The sequence below is a fragment of the Pseudomonas sp. CG7 genome (assembly GCF_023701885.1).
GTDB classification, from domain to species: domain Bacteria; phylum Pseudomonadota; class Gammaproteobacteria; order Pseudomonadales; family Pseudomonadaceae; genus Aquipseudomonas; species Aquipseudomonas zanjanensis.
Genome location: NZ_JABAEE010000018.1, coordinates 73,544 through 89,471 on the forward strand (window position 1 = coordinate 73,544; position 15,928 = coordinate 89,471).

General features: G+C 60.1%; 16 protein-coding genes. 3 read left to right on the plus strand and 13 right to left on the minus strand.

The genetic code is table 11. The features are described 5' to 3' along the window. The 6 genes from HGO40_RS10280 to rplM form a co-directional block, all read right to left on the minus strand. Positions 1-618: a glutathione S-transferase N-terminal domain-containing protein gene (locus tag HGO40_RS10280; RefSeq protein WP_003178195.1), complete on the minus strand. Its 618-nt coding sequence runs from the start codon at positions 616-618 to the stop codon at positions 1-3. A 151-nt stretch (positions 619-769) separates the two neighbouring features. Beyond that, on the minus strand, positions 770-1,552 hold the full coding sequence (locus tag HGO40_RS10285; protein WP_186729579.1) for a cytochrome c1: 783 nt from the start codon (positions 1,550-1,552) through the stop codon (positions 770-772). After that, positions 1,552-2,763 carry a cytochrome b gene (locus HGO40_RS10290; RefSeq protein ID WP_186705118.1) on the minus strand — a complete coding sequence of 404 codons (1,212 nt, stop codon included), beginning with the start codon at positions 2,761-2,763 and terminating at the stop codon, positions 1,552-1,554. Before HGO40_RS10290 ends, HGO40_RS10285 begins: the two co-directional genes overlap by 1 nt. After that, positions 2,763-3,356 carry a ubiquinol-cytochrome c reductase iron-sulfur subunit gene (gene petA / locus HGO40_RS10295; RefSeq protein WP_039591565.1) on the minus strand — a complete coding sequence of 198 codons (594 nt, stop codon included), beginning with the start codon at positions 3,354-3,356 and terminating at the stop codon, positions 2,763-2,765. Before petA ends, HGO40_RS10290 begins: the two co-directional genes overlap by 1 nt. A gap of 256 nt (positions 3,357-3,612) precedes the next feature. Continuing rightward, the gene (gene rpsI / locus HGO40_RS10300; protein WP_003205364.1) at positions 3,613-4,005 is read right to left on the minus strand and encodes a 30S ribosomal protein S9; all 393 of its coding nucleotides are present in this window, start codon (positions 4,003-4,005) and stop codon (positions 3,613-3,615) included. 14 nt (positions 4,006-4,019) lie between these two features. Next, complete coding sequence (gene rplM, locus HGO40_RS10305; RefSeq protein WP_003205365.1) at positions 4,020-4,448, minus strand: 50S ribosomal protein L13; 429 nt, start codon at positions 4,446-4,448, stop codon at positions 4,020-4,022. Positions 4,449-4,693: 245 nt separating this feature from the next. Here rplM and HGO40_RS10310 point away from each other — a divergent pair, with 245 nt between their 5' ends. Continuing rightward, complete coding sequence (locus HGO40_RS10310) at positions 4,694-5,734, plus strand: NADP(H)-dependent aldo-keto reductase (protein ID WP_250962891.1); 1,041 nt, start codon at positions 4,694-4,696, stop codon at positions 5,732-5,734. Positions 5,735-5,789: 55 nt separating this feature from the next. Here HGO40_RS10310 and HGO40_RS10315 read toward each other — a convergent pair whose 3' ends face one another. Continuing rightward, entirely contained in the window at positions 5,790-6,926 is a 1,137-nt protein-coding gene (locus HGO40_RS10315; RefSeq protein ID WP_250962892.1) for an acyl-CoA dehydrogenase family protein, read from the minus strand. A gap of 244 nt (positions 6,927-7,170) precedes the next feature. Between HGO40_RS10315 and HGO40_RS10320 the strand changes: the two genes are divergently transcribed. Next, entirely contained in the window at positions 7,171-8,067 is an 897-nt protein-coding gene (locus HGO40_RS10320; protein ID WP_186705196.1) for a GlxA family transcriptional regulator, read from the plus strand. Positions 8,068-8,257: 190 nt separating this feature from the next. On the opposite strand, the gene zapE is transcribed toward HGO40_RS10320, so the two are convergent. From zapE to HGO40_RS10335, 3 genes are all read right to left on the minus strand, one after another. After that, on the minus strand, positions 8,258-9,352 hold the full coding sequence (gene zapE / locus HGO40_RS10325; RefSeq protein WP_250962893.1) for a cell division protein ZapE: 1,095 nt from the start codon (positions 9,350-9,352) through the stop codon (positions 8,258-8,260). A gap of 101 nt (positions 9,353-9,453) precedes the next feature. After that, positions 9,454-10,809 (minus strand): tryptophan--tRNA ligase, encoded by a 1,356-nt coding sequence (locus HGO40_RS10330; RefSeq protein ID WP_250962894.1) that lies wholly within the window; start codon positions 10,807-10,809, stop codon positions 9,454-9,456. Positions 10,810-10,833: 24 nt separating this feature from the next. After that, a complete protein-coding gene (locus HGO40_RS10335) occupies positions 10,834-11,463 on the minus strand; it encodes an alpha/beta hydrolase (RefSeq protein ID WP_250962901.1) in 630 nt (209 codons plus the stop codon). Between the two features lie 148 nt (positions 11,464-11,611). Between HGO40_RS10335 and HGO40_RS10340 the strand changes: the two genes are divergently transcribed. Further along, on the plus strand, positions 11,612-12,049 hold the full coding sequence (locus HGO40_RS10340) for a Z-ring associated ZapG family protein (RefSeq protein ID WP_181287677.1): 438 nt from the start codon (positions 11,612-11,614) through the stop codon (positions 12,047-12,049). A 245-nt stretch (positions 12,050-12,294) separates the two neighbouring features. Here HGO40_RS10340 and HGO40_RS10345 read toward each other — a convergent pair whose 3' ends face one another. From HGO40_RS10345 to HGO40_RS10355, 3 genes are all read right to left on the minus strand, one after another. After that, entirely contained in the window at positions 12,295-13,680 is a 1,386-nt protein-coding gene (locus HGO40_RS10345; protein ID WP_250962895.1) for an aspartate aminotransferase family protein, read from the minus strand. Continuing rightward, the gene (locus tag HGO40_RS10350) at positions 13,677-15,164 is read right to left on the minus strand and encodes an NAD-dependent succinate-semialdehyde dehydrogenase (RefSeq protein WP_250962896.1); all 1,488 of its coding nucleotides are present in this window, start codon (positions 15,162-15,164) and stop codon (positions 13,677-13,679) included. The genes HGO40_RS10345 and HGO40_RS10350 overlap by 4 nt, the downstream gene beginning before the upstream one ends. 130 nt (positions 15,165-15,294) lie before the next feature. Then, on the minus strand, positions 15,295-15,774 hold the full coding sequence (locus HGO40_RS10355) for an Lrp/AsnC family transcriptional regulator (protein ID WP_250962897.1): 480 nt from the start codon (positions 15,772-15,774) through the stop codon (positions 15,295-15,297). Positions 15,775-15,928: the final 154 nt, after the last annotated feature.

The following is a 15,928-nucleotide window of genomic DNA, read 5'->3' on the forward strand; positions in this document are numbered from 1 at the left end:
TTAGCGCATGTCGCGTTCGACACCAGACAGACTCGCCTGGAATGCCTCACGCGCAAATTGGCGCTCCATATAATCAAGCAGCGGCTTGGCAGGCCGCGGCAGTTCGATACCCAGAATCGGCAAACGCCAGAGTATGGGCAATAGGCAGCAATCCACCAGACTTTGTTCCTCACTGAGGAAAAACGGCTTGTCGACGAACAGCGGCGATACGCCTGTCAGGCTTTCACGCAATTCCTTGCGTGCCACGACCCGCGCCGGCTCCTTGGTCCGGGAATCCAGGATCAAGTCCACCAACCCGCACCAGTCACGCTGGATGCGATGGATCAGCAAACGGCTGTTGGCACGCGCGACAGGATAAACCGGCAGTAAAGGTGGATGCGGATAACGCTCATCCAGATATTCCATCACCACAGTCGACTCCCACAACGCCAGGTCACGATCGACCAGTGTGGGCAGGCTGCCGTAAGGGTTCACCTCGATCAGCTTCGGCGGCTGACGGCCCGCTTCGACGTAAATGATCTCGGCGCTGACACCCTTCTCTGCCAGTACGATGCGTACCCGGTGGGAATAGTGGTCGGCGGGGTCGGAGTAACAGGCCAACCGATTGGTCACGCCCATGGCGATCCTCCTCGCTTGTTGAAATTATCGAAAAACGGAAAAGCGAGCGCGCCCAGAGGGCGCCTCCCGTAACACCTGGCTGGCCAGGCTCGTTACATTTTCAGAGACGCCCTTGGGCGCGCACGATTAACAGCAATGGCTTACAGCTTTATCAATGCACGTCTTTCCAGTATTCACGCTTGAGCAGGTAAGCGAATACGAAGAAGAACGCCAAGTACAGCAATACATAGGTACCAATGCGCTGATGTTCCAGCTTCACCGGGTTGGCCGAGTAGGCCAGGAAGGTCACCAGGTTCTTGACCTTCTCGTCAAACTGCTCCGGGGTCAGGCTGCCGGTGTTCGGCAATACGGTCAGCTGGTCGCAAGCTTCGTGAGTCAACGCGGAGCCGGTCAGCGGATCGAATTGCTTTTTACCGTCTTCAACGATCTGGACCTGTTTGCAGCCTACCACCTGGCGACCCTGGAGGCCGACCAGAACGTTAGGCATGCCGACATTCGGGAAGACCTTGTTGTTCACGCCCCATGGACGCGAAGGATCCTCGTAGAACGAACGCAGGTAGCCGTAAAGCCAGTCGGTGCCACGCACACGGGCAACCAGGGTCAGGTCCGGCGGCGCGGCACCGAACCAGGTCTTGGCATCCGCAGGCTGCATGCCGATGTTCATGTGGTCACCCAGCTTGGCACCGGTGAACACCAGCTTCTCGAGCATCAGCTCATGAGGGATGCCCAGGTCATCGGCAACACGCTCGTAGCGCTGGAACTTGGCACTGTGGCAACCCATGCAGTAGTTGGCGAACGTACGGGCGCCGTCCTGCATGGCCGCTTTGTCGGAAACGTCGATGTCGACTTTTTCGAGCTCCGGACCACCGTGTTCAGCCGCGAAGGACAGTACAGGCATAGCAGCAAGAATCAGTACAGCAAATAGCTTTTTCATCAGCCAGTCACCCTTTCCGGAACCGGTTTGGTCTTCTCGAGCCTGGTGTAGAACGGCATCAAAATGAAGTAGGCGAAATACAGGAAGGTGCAGACCTGCGACAGCAGCGTCCGGCCCGGTGTCGGTGCCAGTACACCCAGCACGCCCAGGATCACGAACGAGACGCAGAACACCACGAGCCATATCTTGCTCAGCCAGCCTTTGTAGCGCATCGACTTGACGGGGCTGCGGTCCAGCCACGGCAGGACGAACAGCACGGCGATGGCCGCGCCCATGGCGATAACACCCAGCAGCTTGTCCGGGATCGCCCGCAGGATCGCGTAGAACGGCGTGAAGTACCAGACCGGGGCAATGTGCTCAGGGGTCTTGAACGCGTTCGCCTGCTCGAAGTTCGGCTTCTCGAGGAAGTATCCGCCCATTTCCGGGAAGAAGAACACGATGGAGCAGAAGATGAACAGGAAGACCACCACGCCGACGATGTCTTTCACGGTGTAGTACGGGTGGAAGGCGATGCCATCCAGCGGTACGCCGTTCTCGTCCTTGTGCTTCTTGATATCCACGCCGTCGGGGTTGTTCGAACCGACTTCGTGCAGCGCGAGGATGTGCAGCACCACCAGGCCGAGGATCACGATCGGCAGGGCCACGACATGCAAGGCGAAAAAGCGGTTCAAGGTGATGCCTGAGATCAGGTAGTCACCACGGATCCATTGGGTCAGGTCGTCGCCGATGACCGGGATCGCACCGAACAGCGAGATGATCACCTGGGCACCCCAGTAGGACATCTGGCCCCACGGCAGCAGGTAACCCATGAAGGCCTCGGCCATCAGTGCCAGGTAGATCAGCATGCCGAAGACCCACACCAGCTCACGGGGCTTCTGGTACGAACCGTAGAGCAAGCCACGGAACATGTGCAGGTAGACCACGATGAAGAACGCCGAAGCGCCAGTGGAGTGCAGCAGACGCAGGATCGAGCCGTACTCGACGTCGCGCATGATGTATTCGACGGAGGCGAACGCCTCTTCCGCCGACGGCGTGTAGCTCATGGTCAGCCAGACACCGGTGACGATCTGGTTGACCAGAACGAGCAGCGCCAGGGAGCCAAAGAAGTAGAAGAAGTTGAAGTTCTTCGGAGCGTAGTACTTGCTGAGATGGTCTTCCCACATCTTGGTCGCGGGAAAGCGCGCATCAACCCAATCCATAAGTTTGCTCATCACGCTTTCTCCGTATCGACGCCAACGACAATGATGTCATCGGTCTCATAGGAATGCGGGGGAACTGGCAGGTTCAGAGGTGCAGGCTGCGATTTGTAGACGCGACCGGCCAGGTCGTAGTGGGAGCCGTGGCAAGGGCAGAAATAGCCACCGACCCAGTCCTTGCCCAGATCGGCAGGGGCCACTTCAGGACGGAACGTTGGCGAGCAACCCAGGTGCGTGCAGATACCGATCAGCAGCAGAACCTCTGGCTTGATCGAACGCGTTTCAGGGTTGACGTATTCCGGTTGGACCGAGTTCTTGGAGGACGGGTCGGACAACTGACCCTCGATCTTTTTCAGATTCCCCAGGATTTCCTCTGTACGGCGGACGATGAACACCGGCTGGCCGCGCCACTCAGCAATCATCTGCTGGCCTGGCTCGATCTTGCTGACATTCACTTTCACCGGTGCACCTGCGGCTTTCGCCTTGGCGCTGGGAAACCATGACCCCACGAACGGGACCGCAGCCCCCACCGCTCCTGCAGCACCCACCACGGATGTGGCTGCTACCAGGAAGCGACGCCGGCCTGCATTCACGCCGTCATTGCTCATTCAGTCCTCTCCCATCAGCTTTGTGGCCTGTTAGATCAGGCGTCTACTAAGTAAAAATCTGAACTTATAAAAATTTTGCCGAATGGTAATGAAAAGCCCCAATTCTGACAAGGTAATTACCAAGCGGCCAAACCGCCAAGCCTTGTAGTATAGGGGCTCTACGAATGTGGCAAGTTGTCACAGAGCAATTCTTTTGCCCATAAAAAAACGCCCAGCTCCGTGAGGAACTGGGCGCCTTTTGAAAGCGGAAGCGAAATTAACGCTTCGAGTACTGCGGACGCTTACGCGCTTTACGCAGACCGACTTTCTTACGTTCAACTTCGCGAGCATCGCGAGTTACGAAGCCGGCTTTGCGCAGAGCACCACGCAGAGTCTCGTCGTAATCCATCAGGGCGCGAGTGATGCCGTGGCGGATTGCGCCAGCTTGACCACTTACACCACCACCGATAACAGTGACGTAGATGTCGAATTTTTCGACGGTCTCGGTCAGTTCCAGCGGCTGACGAACTACCATGCGGGCAGTTTCGCGGCCGAAGAAGTTATCCAGGGAGCGGTTGTTGATGGAGATGTTACCAGTGCCCGGACGCAGGAAAACGCGTGCGGTTGCAGTCTTGCGACGGCCAGTGCCGTAATTTTGAGTCGCCGACATAATGAACTATTCCGTTAAAACTTCAGTTCTTGGGGCTGCTGAGCAGTATGAGGGTGAGCAGCGCCCGCATAAACCTTCAGCTTACGATACATGTCGCGACCCAGTGGGTTCTTAGGCAGCATGCCTTTAACCGCGGTCTCGATCACGCGCTCAGGGGCTTTGGCGATCAGCTTTTCGAAGTTGATCGACTTGATGCCGCCAGGAAAACCGGAGTGGGAGTAGTACATTTTGTCAGTGGTTTTAGCGCCAGTAACACGTACTTGCTCAGCGTTGATCACGACGATGTAGTCACCGGTGTCAACGTGAGGGGTGTACTCAGGCTTGTGCTTGCCACGCAGACGGCTCGCGATTTCGGTGGCCAGACGACCCAGGGTCTGACCAGCAGCGTCGACGACAAACCAGTCGCGCTTTACTGTTTCCGGTTTAGCAGTAAAAGTTTTCATTCTTTATAGCCTCAGGGGCCGCCCTGTAAATTAGACGGCGGATCTTACTGAATAGTGCGTACTTTGACAAGTCAAAGGCAGCCGGATACAGACGCTTTCGGGGGCTCGGGTCGGCGCGTCCGTTCAACGGCAAGATTCTTCGGCGGCGGCGCATCACTTCCACTGCAGAAAGAGGTGCGCAATTATGCAGATTGCGAAAAATATTTCAACCTGCTTTTATGATTGTTTTGCCCGAGGAGTTCCCGATGGACTATCGCCAGCTAGGCCGTACCGATCTGAATGTCAGCGCCCTGTGCCTCGGCACCATGACCTGGGGTGAGCAGAACAGCGAGGCAGAGGCCTTCGCCCAGATCGAACGCGCCAAGGGTGCCGGCATCAATTTCATCGACACCGCCGAGATGTACCCGGTCCCCCCCAAGGCCGATACCTACGCCACCACCGAGCGCTACATCGGCAATTACTTCAAGAGCCGTGGCGACCGTGCCGACTGGATCCTGGCGAGCAAGATCGCCGGCCCCGGCAACACCATCGACTACATCCGCGACAAGAACCTCAAGCACAACCGCCGCCACATCGTCGAAGCGGTGGACGCCAGCCTCAAGCGCCTGCAGACCGACTGGATCGATCTCTACCAGCTGCATTGGCCCGAGCGCAGCACCAACTTCTTTGGTCAACTGGGCTACCAGCACAAGGCCGACGAAACGTTCACCCCGCTGGAGGAAACCCTCGAAGCCCTGGACGAGCAGGTCCGCGCCGGCAAGATCCGCCACATCGGCCTGTCCAACGAAACGCCTTGGGGCACCATGAAATTCCTCGCCCTGGCCGAGGCCCGTGGCTGGCCGCGGGCGGTGTCGATCCAGAACCCGTACAACCTGCTCAACCGCAGCTTCGAGATCGGCCTGTCGGAAATCGCCATTCGCGAACAATGTGGACTGCTGGCTTATTCGCCACTGGCGTTCGGCTTCCTGTCGGGCAAATACGAAAACGGCGCACGGCCCGCCAAGGGCCGCCTGACCCTTTACAGCCGCTTCATGCGTTACTTCAACCCGCAGTCGGAGGCCGCCTGCAGCCGTTATGTCGCCCTGGCCCGTGAGCACGGCCTGGACCCGGCGCAGATGGCCCTGGCGTTCGTCACCCAGCAGCCGTTCGTGACCAGCAACATCATCGGCGCCACCACGCTGGAGCAACTGGACAGCAACATCGCCAGCTTCGATCTGAAGCTGTCGGATGAAGTGCTGGCGGGGATCGAGGCGATTCACAAGGATCAGCCGAACCCGGCGCCCTGATCCATAGGCCTCATCGCGAGCAAGCTCGCGATAGCCGACTCAACCCCCCCCCTTATCAAAGCGACCGCGCAATGATCTCCTTCATGATTTCATTGGTCCCGGCATAGATCCGCTGCACCCGCGCATCCGCCCATGCCCGGGCAATCGGGTATTCCCACATGAAGCCGTAGCCGCCATGCAACTGCACGCACTCGTCGAGCACCTTGCATTGCAGGTCGGTGCCCCAGTACTTGGCCATCGCCGCCGTCGGCACGTCCAGCTTGCCTTGCAGGTGCAACTCCAGGCAGCGGTCGACGAAGACCCGGCCAATCTGGATTTCGGTGGCCATTTCCGCGAGCTTGAAACGGGTGTGCTGGAAGTCGGCGATGGATTTGCCGAACGCCTTGCGATCACGGGTGTAGTCCAGGGTCCATTGCAGCGCCGCTTCGGCCGAAGCCAGGCCACCGATGGCGACGGTCAGGCGTTCCTGGGGCAGCTCTTGCATCAGGTAGGCAAAGCCCATTCCGGCCTGCCCCAGCAGGTTTTCCTTCGGCACGCGGACATCCTGGAAGAACAGTTCCGACGTGTCCTGGGCCTTCATGCCGACTTTCTCCAGGCGCTTGCCCTTTTCAAAGCCCGGGGTGCCCGCCTCCACCAGGAACAGGCTGGTGCCCTTGGCGCCGGCCTTGGGGTCGGTCTTGGCGACCACAATCACCAGGTCCGCCAGGAAGCCATTGGTGATGAATGTCTTCGAGCCGTTGATGACGTATTCATCACCGTCGAGCACCGCCGTGGTCTTCACCCCTTGCAGGTCGGAGCCGGCGCCCGGCTCGGTCATGGCAATGGCCGTGACCATTTCGCCAGACACCAGTTTCGGCAGGTACTTGTGTTTCAGCGCTTCGCTGCCGTAATGCAGGATGTACGGCGCGACGATGTCGGAATGCAGCGAGAAGCCGATCCCCGTCAGCCCCAGGCGGCCGATCTCCTCGATCACCACGGTGCTGTAGAGGAAATCCGCGTCAAGCCCGCCATAGGCCTCTGGCAGGTGCGAGCACAACATGCCCGCCTCCCCCGCTTTGTTCCAGAGTTGACGATCGACATGCCCCTGTTTTTCCCACTGACTGTGGTACGGCACGGCTTCTTTTTCGAGGAAGGTTCGTACGCTGTCGCGAAACAATTCGTGCTCGGGACTGAACAGGGTTCTTGGGATCATGGCGCACCTTTGGTTATTGTTGGGCGTGGTTATCCGACAGAGCCTAAGCCTGCGACGTACGACAGGACACTGGACACATCCGACAAAAAATAAGACGATCCAGCCGTCTGTTGACCACTTTCCCCTATAAAAATAAAGATGAATTATGTCTATGCACGCCTCCACGCCCTTGCGGCGCGTCAGCATCCTGGCAGTCGACCGGGTCTTCGCCTCCACCCTCATGCAAGCCAAGGATTTTTTCCACCTGGCCAGCCTGCGCTATGGCAAACAACTGGGCCACGGCCTGACGCCGGCGTTTGAAACCCGGCTGGTCAGCCCCGATGGCAAACCGGTGAACAGTTTCAGCGATGTGATCATGCCGGTGGACGGTGGCCTGGAAAATACCGACGTCATCATCCTGCCAGCCTTCTGGGATGATTTCGCCGGCCTCTGCCAACGTTATCCCCAGGTCTTGCCCTGGCTGCGCGAACAACACGCTCGCGGCGCAGTCCTCTGCGGCGAAGCCACCGGGGTGTTCTGGCTGGCCGAGGCCGGGCTACTCGACGGCAAGGAAGCCACCACTTACTGGCGCTTCTTCAATGCCTTCAAGGAGCGCTTCCCCCAGGTGCACCTGAACCAGGACAAACACCTGACCGACGCCGACAACCTGTTCTGCGCTGGCGGTACGACCTCAGCCTGCGACCTCTACATCTACCTCATCGAACGCTTCTGCGGCGCCAACGTGGCCCAGGCCGTGGCGCGGGACATCCTGTATGAAGTGCAACGCAGCTATTCGCCAGGACGGATCGGCTTCGGCGGGCAGAAACTGCACCAGGACGTGATCATCCTGCAGATCCAGCAATGGCTCGAAGAGCACTTCGCCGATAAATTCCGCTTCGAGGACGTTGCCCGGGAACATGGCATGAGCATCCGCAATTTCATGCGCCGCTTCCAGACCGCCACGGGCGACAAACCGCTGCACTATCTGCAACGGCTGCGGATCGAAACCGCCAAGGGCCTGCTCTCCGGCAGCCGCAAGAGCATCAAGACCATCAGCTACGAAGTCGGCTACGACGACGCGAGCTTTTTCGCACGACTGTTCCGGCAACATACCGACCTGTCGCCGAACCAGTATCGACAGCAGTTTCAGCAGGCGGCGTGAACCAGAGCTGAATACAATCCAGTGTGGGAGCGGGCTTGCTCGCGAAAGCGGTGGGTCAGCTTGCATCGATGCTGAACATGCCGCCCTCTTCGCGAGCAAGCCCGCTCCCACAGGGTTATGCGGAGGACTGCTAAATCTCGCACACAAAAAAGGCCTGCAATCGCAGGCCTTTTTTTGTGCTCCGAACGCCCTACGGCTTATGCGCCCGCGCCAGGAATTCGTGGGATTGCATTTCCAACAAGCGACTCAGGGTCCGCTGGAATTCGAAGGTCAGGCGACCGCCGGTGTAGAGATCCTTGAGTTCGACTTCAGCCGAAATGATCAGCTTCACGTTACGGTCGTAGAACTCGTCGACCATGTTGATGAAGCGACGGGCGATGTCGTCGGTGGTGACGCTCATCTGCTCGACATTACTCAGCAACACGGCGTGGAAGATCTTGCCCAGTTCGATGTAATCGTTCTGGCTGCGCGGGCCGTCGCACAGTTCGCGGAAGTCGAACCAGGCGACGTCGTCGCAGGTGCGAATGGCGCGGATCTTGCGATTTTCGATGATCAGTTCGTCGTTTTCGACCGCTTGGGTGCATTCCGGTGTCAGGGCGCGGAAGCTCTTGCGCAGGCTTTCTTCGGCGGCGGCATCCAACGGGAAGTGGAACAGTTCCGCTTGTTCGAGGTGGCGCAGGCGGTAGTCGACGCCGCTGTCGACGTTGACGATTTCGGTGTGTTCCTTGATCAGCGCGATGGCCGGCAGGAAACGCGCCCGTTGCAGGCCATCCTTGTACAGGCCGTCCGGCACGATGTTCGAGGTGGCGACCAGGGTCACGCCGTTCTTGAACAGTTCTTCCATCAAGGTGCCGAGGATCATCGCGTCGGTGATATCGGAAACGAAAAACTCATCGAAGCAGATCACCCGGGGCTCGTCGGAAAAACGCTTGGCGATGATGGTCAGCGGGTTCTTTTCGCCACCCAGGGTCTTCATTTCCTCGTGCACGCGCTTCATGAAGCGGTGGAAGTGTGTCCGTGTCTTTTCCTTGAACGGCAGCGCTTCGAAGAAGGTATCCACCAGGTAGGTCTTGCCACGGCCAACGCCGCCCCAGAAGTACAGGCCCTTGACGGGCGCCTGGTCTTTTTTGCCGAACAGTTTGCCCAACAGGCCCGGCTTGTTCTTCGATGCCGCGACCAGGTCGTCGTACAGGCGCTGCAAATGCCGCACCGCCGTTTCCTGGGCTGCGTCGTGGAAGAACTCCGGGCGTTTCAGATCAGCTTGATATCGTTCTAGGGGCGTCATATTCGTTAGCAAGGCAACAAAAACGGGCCGTCACTGTAGCGATGGCCCGGAAGAATGGCAATCGGCCCTTATTCGGGCCGATGGTCGGGTGACGCGCCGGATCAGTCCTGGGCAGGCGTCAGGGCAATGCGCAAGGCATCAATGGCCGCGTCCCGGGCGGCACTGTCGGTGAACGCTGGGCTATTCGCCACGCATTCGCCTTCGAGCCAGACGCTGAAACTCAGCTCGTCGCTGCGTACGTCCAGGGGTTGGCCGGCCTGCAATTGCTTGGTCACCTGCCCTGCGGTCTTGCCGTCGGCAAAATTGTTCGAGAGCAACAGTTGCTCACCCTCGGCGGAAAGCAGGCGGAAACGGAAACTGCCGTCCTCCTCGCGGAAGCTGACGAAACGTGCCGCCTTGGCCGCTTTCTTTTTGGTCTGGGTGGCCACCTGGACCTGGCTGACGAAGGACCGCAAGCCAACGGCCTCGCGCAGTTCATTGAGGAACGGCGTTGCCACGGCCCGGGCCTTGCTCGCGCCCAGTTGCAGGATGTCTTCGAGGTCCGATGGACGCTCGATGAACTGGTGATAACGTTCGCGGGCCTCACCCAGCTCGCTGTCGAGCAACTGGAACAGGCGGTTCTTCGCTTCGCCCCAACCCAGGCCCTGCAACAGTTCGCTGCGGAACTCGGCGGACTGCTCGGCAGTGGCGAAAGCCTGGAACAGGGTGAACAGGTGCGAATTGTCCGGATCCTTGGCTTCGCCCGGGGCGCGGGAGTCGGTGACGATCCGCGAGATCGCGTCCTTCATGTCCTTGGCGCTGCTGAACAGCGGAATGGTGTTGTCGTAGCTCTTGGACATCTTGCGGCCATCGAGGCCCGGCAATGTGGCGACGCTTTCTTCGATCAGCGCCTCGGGCATGGTGAAGAACTCCTTGCCCTGGCCGAACAGATGATTGAAGCGCTGGCCGATGTCCCGGGCCATCTCCACGTGCTGGATCTGGTCGCGGCCGACCGGCACCTTGTGGGCGTTGAACATCAGGATGTCGGCGGCCATGAGGATCGGGTAGCTGTAGAGGCCCATGGTGACGCCGGCGTCCGGGTCTTCGCCGGTCTCGACGTTCTTGTCCACCGAGGCCTTGTAGGCGTGGGCGCGGTTGAGCAGGCCCTTGGCGGCGACGCAGGTCAGCAGCCAGGTCAGCTCCGGGATCTCGGGAATGTCGGACTGGCGATAGAACGTTACGCGGTCCACGTCCAGGCCGCCGGCCAGCCAGGTGGCGGCGATTTCCAGGCGCGAACGCTGGATACGCAGCGGGTCATCGCACTTGATCAGGGCGTGATAGTCGGCCAGGAAGTAGAACGAATCGGCGTTGCTGTCGCGGCTGGCGAGGATCGCCGGACGGATGGCGCCGGCATAGTTGCCCAGGTGCGGGGTGCCGGTGGTGGTGATGCCGGTCAGGATACGGGTACGCGTCGTCATGGGTTATCGCTTGTCAGACTGCTGTCAATTCGAGAGGCGCGGCAGGATCAGATCCTTGAGATCAGTCAGCTTGCCATGAAAAAAGTGTCCGCATTCTGCCACTTTCAGCAGCTCATGGGGACGTTGGAGCGTGTCGGACCATGCGTAGACCAGTTGCGGATCGACCACTTCGTCGGTTTCCGGCTGGCTCACGGTCAAGTCGCCCCCGGTCGGCAAGGGCGACTGCTCATCCAGGCGCATCACCGCCGGGGCCACCATGAACAAGTGCTTGACCGGTTGTCCCTGGGCTTCCAGGCGCCCACCCAGGCTGGCGGCGACGAATCCGCCGAAGGAAAAGCCGAACAGGGTCAGGGGCAATTGCGGGTATTGTTCCCGCAGCCATTGGGCGACCGCCTGGGCGTCGTCCACTTCACCAGTGCCCATGTCATGAGTGCCGGCACTGGCGCCCACGCCACGATAATTGAAACGCAACGTAACCAGCCCGGCATCCCGGGCGGTGCGTTGCAGGGTCGAGACCACTTTGTTGAGCATGGTCCCGCCCTGCACCGGGTTCGGGTGGCAGATCAGCGCCAGGCCACGGGGGGCCTCGTTGTCCAGGTACAAGGCTTCCAGTTGGCCCACGGGGCCATCGATGACTACAGGGGTTTCGCGCATAAGCAAGGGAAAGAACTCCGTGACCCCGAATGGGGTCGACTCGTCTAGCTAAAAGTCTGTGCCTGGCATGATTGCGATGTTCTTCGCGGTATACAGCGCAGGTCCGAGCCGTTAACGTAAAGCAAAGCCGTTTATAGAGGAAGGACTCGTGGAACACTCGCTCTTAGTTTGGTTGTTGCCTACTCTTGCCCTGGTTGCCGGTGTCGCCATTGGATTCCTGCTTGCCCGACTGCTGCCCAACGCGGTGCCCAACAGCACCCAACGTCAGCTGGACGACATCCAGGAACGTTTCGACAGTTATCAGAATGAAGTGGTTACCCACTTCAACAGCACCGCCTCTCTGGTGAAAAAACTCACCCAGAGCTACCAGGAAGTCCAGGATCATCTGTCCGAGGGTGCCAATCGCCTGGCCCTGGACGAGCAGACTCGCCAGCGCCTGCTGGCTGCCCTGCAAGCCGATGCGGCACAGACGCCACGGGAACGCCTGACCCCACCCAAAGGGATCCAGGAACCGCCACGGGACTACGCGCCAAAGGCCCCGAATTCGCCCGGCATGCTCGATGAGCATTACGGTTTGAAGAAGTAATTTCCAAGCGACACCAAAAAGCCCGCCCGATCCCATGATCGGGCGGGCTTTTTATCGGTTCCTATTCCCTATTTCAATTTGATCCCCCGTGGCGAGGGAGCTTGCTCCCGCTGGGCTGCGAAGCAGCCCTATAGCAGCGAACTCGATTTTCCTGACACACCGAGTTGCCTGGTTTTGGGGCCGCTTCGCGGCCCAGCGGGAGCAAGCTCCCTCGCCACAGGGATCGGTGTCCTGAGGCATCTCAGTTAAGCCAACACCTCACCCGCCACCTGGTCGATGGCCCCTTTGGTGATGTCGACGATCAGGTCCGCATCTTCGCGGGTCAGGATCAGCGGTGGGGCGAAGCCCAGGATGTCGCCGTGGGGCATGGCGCGGGCGAGCATGCCGCGCTCCAGGCAGGCAGCCGAGACCTTCGGGCCGACTTTAAGTGCCGGGTCGAACGCCGTGCGCTGTTCACGATCGGCCATGAACTCCACTGCGGCCAGCATGCCGTCGCCGCGCACCTCCCCCACCAGCGGATGACCTTCCAGCGTTTCACGCAACCGACGGTTCAAGTAGCCCCCAACATTCTCGGCGTTGGCCGTGAGGTTTTCCCGTTCGAGGATGTCGACGTTGGCCAACGCCGCCGCCGCGCAGATCGGATGCCCGGAATACGTCCAGCCATGGCCCATGGCGCCTTCGGCCTGGGAGGCCTTTTCAATCACGCTCCAGACCTTCTCGCCGATGATCACCGCCGACAACGGTGCATAAGCACTGGTCAGGCCTTTGGCGGTGGTGATCAGGTCCGGCTTCATGCCGTAGCGCTGGCTGCCCATCTTCGACCCCAGGCGACCAAACGCGCAGACCACCTCGTCGGCAATCAACAGCACGTCGTACTTCTTCAACACGGCCTGGATCGCATCCCAGTAACCGACAGGCGGGACAATGATGCCGCCGGTGCCCATCAGCGGTTCACCGATGAACGCCGCGACGGTGTCCGGGCCTTCGGCGAGAATCATCTTCTCCAGCTCATCGGCGCAATAGCTCACGAATGCCGCTTCGTCCATGCCCACCGGGGCCTTGCGATACCAGTGCGGGCACACGGTGTGCTTGACCCCTTCCACCGGAAGATCGAAATGCTGGTGGAAGGTCGCCAGCCCCGTCAGGCTGCCGGTCATGATGCCCGAACCATGGTAGCCACGGTCCCGCGAGATGATCTTTTTCTTCAGCGGCCGGCCCAGCACGTTGTTGTAGTAGCGCACCAATTTGACTTGGGTCTCGTTGGCATCGGAGCCGGACAATCCGTAGTAGACCTTCTTCATCCCTTCCGGCGCCCAGTCCATGATGCGACTGGACAGCTCAATGATCGCCTCGCTCGAGTGGCCGACGTAGGTGTGGTAGTAGGCCAGTTCCTTGGCCTGCTTATAGATGGCGTCAGCCACCTCCGTGCGGCCGTAGCCGATGTTCACGCAGTAGAGGCCGGCGAAGGCGTCGATGAACTCACGGCCCTCATGGTCGCGAATGCGAACGCCTGACGCACTCTTGATGATCCGTCCCTTGAGCGCGCCGCTGGCATGGTCATGGGCGTGGGTCGAGGGGTGCATGAAATGCGCACGGTCTTGTTCGAATAGCGTATTGAGTTCTTGGCTCATGCGGACTCTCCTGGGAACTGGCCTTGATGGTGCAGGCAAAAATATTTGGTTTCGACAAAGGGCTCGAAGCCCTCGCTGCCACCCTCACGACCGAGGCCGGAGGCTTTCATGCCACCGAAGGGGATCGGGTGGCCGGTGAACTTGACGCCGTTGACCGCGACCATGGCGTGGTCGAGACGGCGGATCAGCGGATAAATGACATCCAGGCGGTTCGAACAAATATAGGCCGCCAGTCCGTATTCGGTGTCGTTGGCCATTTCGATGGCTTCGTCCAGGGTGTCGAACGGCATCACCCCGGCAATGGGCGCGAAGTTTTCTTCACGGTAGATGCGCATCTGCGGCGTGACATCGGCCAGCACGGTCGGTTGATAGAACAACCCGCCCAAGGCATGGGCCTCGCCCCCCACCAGGCGCTGAGCGCCCAGCGCCAGGGCATCGGTGACACGATCAGCGGTCGCATCGAACGCCGCCTGGTGCATCAACGGCCCGACATCCCCGTCCTGTTCCTGTTGACCGACCATGGCCGGCCCGACGCGCAAGCCACGCACCGCCGCGGCGAAACGACTGAGGAACGCTGGGTACACCGAGCGTTGCACCATGATTCGGTTGGCCGCGCAGCAATCCTGGCCCGAGGTCTGGAACTTCGCTTCCACAGCGACTTTCACTGCCAGCGTCAGGTCGGCATCGGCGCAGACAATGAACGGCGCGTTGCCGCCCAGTTCCAGTGCGACTTTCTTCACGTCATGGGCCGCCGCTTGCAGCACCAGTTTGCCGACCCGGGTCGAGCCAGTGAAACTCACCGAGTGTACACGACGGTCCTTGACCAGGGTTTCCATGGCCATTTGCGGCTCGCCCAAGACCACGTTGAAGACTCCGGCGGGAAAGCCCGCTTCCTCGGCCAATTGCGCCAGGGCCAACGCTGAGTACGGTGTTTCGTGGGCGGGCTTGATCACCACCGTGCAGCCGGCAGCCAGGGCCGCGGCGGCCTTGCGGGTGATCATCGCCGAAGGGAAATTCCACGGTGTGAGCAGCGCGCAGACGCCCACCGGCTCCTTGATGGTGCCCAGGTGCGCATTCGGGATATGGCTGGGGATGTTCTGGCCGTAAAGGCGCCGGGCTTCCTCGGCGAACCAAGGGATGAAGCTGGCGGCATAGGCGATTTCGCCACGGGACTCGGCCAACGGTTTGCCCTGTTCCAGGCTGAGGATGTGTGCGAGGTCTTCGCTGTGTTCGGTGATCAACGCTGCCCAGCGCCGCAGGATCGCGCCGCGCGTCTCCAGGCTCTGCTCGCGCCACGCCGGGAAGGCGCGATGCGCTGCGTCCACCGCCGCGACGATCTGCGCCTGATCGAGCATCGGCACATGGCCGATAACCGTGCGGGCGGCAGGGTTGTGCACCGCGATGCTTTGGCCACTGTCGCTGTGGACCCAATGGCCATCGATGTAGCAAAGCGCTTTGAACAGCAGCGGATGTTGATAAGGCATGACGTTCACTCCAGACCGTTTGCGTGAATCCATGCTAGGGCAGCGATGCTTGGGTTTTCGGGTGTTTGCGCAGGGCCATACCTTGGTTTTTTTCTGGAAAAGACTTGCTGGAACGTGTTTTCTGCGGTGCTCAGGAAGAGGGCGCCAACTCCGCCGGCAACGCGCCGACGGTCTTGATGGTCTTGGTGACGATGTAGGTGAAGTAGCGTTCGATGCCGAGGTCTTCGAGCAGCAGTTGGTCGACGAAACGCTGATAGGCATCGACGTCCGGGGACTGGATCATCGCCAGGTAATCCACACCGCCACCGGTGGCGTAACAGAATGCCACTTCCGGCGCGGCGATCATGCGTTGCTCGAAACGGCGCATGTCCTGGGCGGTGTGTCGGGCCAGGGTGATCTCCACCAGCACCTGCTGGCGCTTGAACACCGCGCCCCAATCGATCTGCGCCCGGTAACCGATGATCAAGCCCGCCGCTTCCAGCTTGCGCACCCGCTCCCAGGCCGGCGTCACCGACAGGTTGATGGCCTCGGCCAGGCTCGACTTGGTGATGCGCCCGTCCTCGGCGAGGATCTGCAGGATCTTGAGGTCGTAGCGATCGAGCTTGTGCATGGGGCCGGGCTCCGGGCGGTTAAAAACTCAGACTCAACGCAGGCCTTTGTGGGAGCGGGCTTGCTCGCGAAGAGGCCTGAGCTGGTCTAATAGTCCCGGACACCTCAATAGGTGAAACTACACCTATTGAGGAATATTCCATGACCAAGAAGTA

Excerpts from the sequence above, each read along its gene's own strand:
- HGO40_RS10280 (WP_003178195.1), bottom strand. The coding sequence starts at position 618 with ATGGGCGTGACCAATCGGTTGGCCTGTTACTCCGACCCCGCCGACCAC.
- HGO40_RS10285 (WP_186729579.1), bottom strand. The coding sequence starts at position 1,552 with ATGAAAAAGCTATTTGCTGTACTGATTCTTGCTGCTATGCCTGTACTG.
- HGO40_RS10290 (WP_186705118.1), bottom strand. The coding sequence starts at position 2,763 with ATGAGCAAACTTATGGATTGGGTTGATGCGCGCTTTCCCGCGACCAAG.
- petA (WP_039591565.1), bottom strand. The coding sequence starts at position 3,356 with ATGAGCAATGACGGCGTGAATGCAGGCCGGCGTCGCTTCCTGGTAGCA.
- rpsI (WP_003205364.1), bottom strand. The coding sequence starts at position 4,005 with ATGTCGGCGACTCAAAATTACGGCACTGGCCGTCGCAAGACTGCAACC.
- rplM (WP_003205365.1), bottom strand. The coding sequence starts at position 4,448 with ATGAAAACTTTTACTGCTAAACCGGAAACAGTAAAGCGCGACTGGTTT.
- HGO40_RS10310 (WP_250962891.1), top strand. The coding sequence starts at position 4,694 with ATGGACTATCGCCAGCTAGGCCGTACCGATCTGAATGTCAGCGCCCTG.
- HGO40_RS10315 (WP_250962892.1), bottom strand. The coding sequence starts at position 6,926 with ATGATCCCAAGAACCCTGTTCAGTCCCGAGCACGAATTGTTTCGCGAC.
- zapE (WP_250962893.1), bottom strand. The coding sequence starts at position 9,352 with ATGACGCCCCTAGAACGATATCAAGCTGATCTGAAACGCCCGGAGTTC.
- HGO40_RS10330 (WP_250962894.1), bottom strand. The coding sequence starts at position 10,809 with ATGACGACGCGTACCCGTATCCTGACCGGCATCACCACCACCGGCACC.
- HGO40_RS10335 (WP_250962901.1), bottom strand. The coding sequence starts at position 11,463 with ATGCGCGAAACCCCTGTAGTCATCGATGGCCCCGTGGGCCAACTGGAA.
- HGO40_RS10345 (WP_250962895.1), bottom strand. The coding sequence starts at position 13,680 with ATGAGCCAAGAACTCAATACGCTATTCGAACAAGACCGTGCGCATTTC.
- HGO40_RS10350 (WP_250962896.1), bottom strand. The coding sequence starts at position 15,164 with ATGCCTTATCAACATCCGCTGCTGTTCAAAGCGCTTTGCTACATCGAT.
- HGO40_RS10355 (WP_250962897.1), bottom strand. The coding sequence starts at position 15,774 with ATGCACAAGCTCGATCGCTACGACCTCAAGATCCTGCAGATCCTCGCC.